3 protein-coding genes and 1 pseudogene are annotated in these 2,590 nt (G+C 69.1%); 2 read left to right on the top strand and 2 right to left on the bottom strand.

The genetic code is table 11. From position 1 onward, the window contains the following. A partial coding sequence (locus C1A33_RS35945) for a hypothetical protein (protein WP_207770459.1) occupies nucleotides 1-212 on the bottom strand: 212 nt, incomplete at its 3' end. Between the two features lie 156 nt (nucleotides 213-368). Here C1A33_RS35945 and C1A33_RS23480 point away from each other — a divergent pair. Then, nucleotides 369-773, top strand: coding sequence for a cytochrome P450 (locus C1A33_RS23480; RefSeq protein WP_165818557.1), 405 nt, complete (start codon nucleotides 369-371; stop codon nucleotides 771-773). A 33-nt stretch (nucleotides 774-806) separates the two neighbouring features. Here C1A33_RS23480 and C1A33_RS23475 read toward each other — a convergent pair whose 3' ends face one another. Beyond that, a complete protein-coding gene (locus tag C1A33_RS23475; RefSeq protein ID WP_101833518.1) occupies nucleotides 807-1,682 on the bottom strand; it encodes an LLM class F420-dependent oxidoreductase in 876 nt (291 codons plus the stop codon). A 307-nt stretch (nucleotides 1,683-1,989) separates the two neighbouring features. Here C1A33_RS23475 and C1A33_RS23470 point away from each other — a divergent pair. Beyond that, nucleotides 1,990-2,250 (top strand): annotated as a pseudogene (locus C1A33_RS23470) (transposase); the annotation flags it as partial. Nucleotides 2,251-2,590: the final 340 nt, after the last annotated feature.

Genomic DNA, 2,590 nt, shown 5'->3' with positions numbered 1-2,590 from the left:
AACCCTTTGACTGTGATCCGTACGTCGCCAGCGCACCGCTCGTCGGCAGCACCGCCACCCACCCGCTGGGCCGAGTTCGTCGACACCGTGCACCAGGTGCTGCACTCCGGGGGCGACCTGGAGCAGGCCCTGCCGGCGGTGATGTGGATCAGCGAGTGGATCACCGAGGCGATGGCCGCGCGCCGCGCCGACGGCTTCGCCGACGACCTCATCAGCAAGCTCATGCAGTCGCTGTCCGACGAGGAGGCCGCCTCCTACACGTTCACGTTGTCGCCGGCCTCGACACCACCTCGGCCGCCATCGGCAACGCGCTCGCGTAGATCGACCGCCGCCCGGAGCTTCGCGCCCGGCTGCTCGCCGACCCGGCGGTGCTGCCGTTCGCCGTCGAGGAGTTCCTGCGCTACGAGGCGCCGCTGCAGCTGCTCGCCCGCACCGCCGCCCGCGACGGCGAGGTCGGCGGGGTGCCCATCGCCAAGGGCGCCCGGCTGCTGGTGGGCTGGGCGGCGGCCAACCGGGACCCGGCCGTCTTCCCCGACCCGGCGGCGATCGACGCCGACCGTCCCGGCAACCGGCACCTGGCCTTCGGCGTCGGCCTGCACCGCTGCCTCGGCTCGAACGTCGCCTGCTCGACGATTCGGATCACCCTGGAGGAGGTGCTGCGCCGCCTGCCGGACTTCCAGCTCGTTGGCGAGGTCGAGCGCTACCCCGACGCGGCACTGATCTACTCGCCCCTCGCCCTGCCCGCGACCTTCACCCCAGGGTCCCCCGGGTAGCCGCGGCTGCACGCCGCCCAGTCGGTCAGCGGCTCAGTCGAGCAGCGCAGCAAGTTCCCGCCACTCCCGCAACGGCAGCGCCTTCGGGTCCTCGACGAGCACCTGCAGCGCGACGTGGTCCGCCCCCGCGTCGAGGTGCTCGTCCACTCGGCGGCGGACGGCGTCGAGGTCGCCCCAGGCGACGAGCGCGTCGATGAGCCGGTCGCTGCCCCGCTCGGCCAAGTCGTCGTCGGTGAAGCCGAGGCGGCGCAGGTTGTTGGCGTAGTTCGGCAGCCGCAGCCCTCTGCCCAGGTTGCGCCGGGCGATGCGCCGAGCCTCGCTCGGGTCGCTGACCAGCACGACCTTCTGCTCCGGGATGAGTAGCGGCCCCTCGCCGAGGCGCTTGCGGGCCACGGCGGTGTGCTCTACCGGGACGGTGTAGGTGTGCGCGCCCGCGGTGAGCTCGGCGGCGAGATCGAGCATCCGCGGGCCGAGGGCGGCCAGCACCCGGCGCAGCGGGGCGTCGGTGGATGCGCCCGCGTAGACGGCGGCGTCCATCGCCGCGAGGTACTCGCGGGTGGCCTGCAGCGGACTGGTCTGGGCGTGCCCGCGGTTCGCGACCGTCGGGCCGTGGCTGACGCCGACGCCGAGCAGGAACCGCTCGGGGAATCCCTCGGTGAGGGTGCGCTGCGCGTTGGCCATCGCCGTCGCGTCGCGGGCCCACAGGTTCGCGATCCCGGTGGCGACGATGATCCGGTCGGACGCGGTCAGCAGCAGGGCCGCGTGGCTCATGACCTCCTTGCCCACGGCCTCCGGGATCCACAGCGTGGGGAACCCCAGCTCGTCCAGCTCCGCCACGGCCTGGCGGGCCGCGGCCAGCGGCTGGCGTTCCAGGTCCATCGACCAGATACCGATCCGGCCTGTCTGCATGCGCGCGATCTCCTCGTGGGGCTGCCAGGTGGTGGCCTGGCCTCATCGTGCCACAGCCAGGCCATCGCGGGTCGGGCCCGCGGGCCCTTGAAGATCGCAATAATTCTCCTTGGCAAAGAGATTGAACCTTCAGGGTTCTCTCCTCGCCATTTGATGGTGTTATGTTCTGGCCATCGTCAGTGAGAGTTGCAGGCGTTCACGCCGCTCGGAGGTGCCAATGGACAAGATCGTGGTGGACACTGAGCTGGTACCCGTTCTTCGGACAGTGATCCCTGTGCGATAATTGATCCGTGGACGGAGGAGATCAGTGAGTCAGTCGCGGAGGCGGTTCACGACCGAATATAAGAATGAGGCGGTGAAACTCGTCATCGACTCGGGCCGGCCGGTCTCGGCGGTCGCGAAGGACCTGGGTATCAACGAGGGCACGTTGGGAAGCTGGGTGGCGACTTGGCGGCGCGCGCACCAGACCGAGGACGAGCCGCTGACCATGTCCGAGCGTGCCCGGCTCCGTGAGCTGGAAAAGGAGAACCGGGAACTCCGGATGGAGCGTGAGTTCCTCTCAAAAGCCGGTGTGCCACGAACGCTGAAGGTTGCTTGCTAGCCGAGTGATCGACAGCGGTGCTGTACGAAAGATGGAGGATTGCAGGCCCTCCGGAGCCGCCCTTCGGGGGGAGGCTTCAAACCGCCCTCTGCTGCGTTGGCTGAAGACCGTCGTGGTGAGCGATGAGGGAAAAGGCGCACGTGATGCGTCAGGTAGGGGTCAGGGAGACGACTGCTGTCCGACGTGTCGAGATTTTAAAGATGGCATCGAAACCGGGCTGGGTTCCAGAGCCTGAGTCGCTGTACTTCTCGACCAGCTCGACCATCCGGTCGAGGTCCTGGCGAGCAAGCGGGATCAGGCTGATCTG

The organism is Frankia canadensis (assembly GCF_900197875.1).
In the GTDB taxonomy this organism is placed as follows: Bacteria; Actinomycetota; Actinomycetes; order Frankiales; family Frankiaceae; genus Frankia; species Frankia canadensis.
This window is presented reverse-complemented; position numbering and strand designations above follow the sequence as displayed.

What these genes read in the sequence shown, in the direction of transcription:
- C1A33_RS23475 (WP_101833518.1), bottom strand. Translation starts at nt 1,682, where the DNA reads ATGCAGACAGGCCGGATCGGTATCTGGTCGATGGACCTGGAACGCCAG.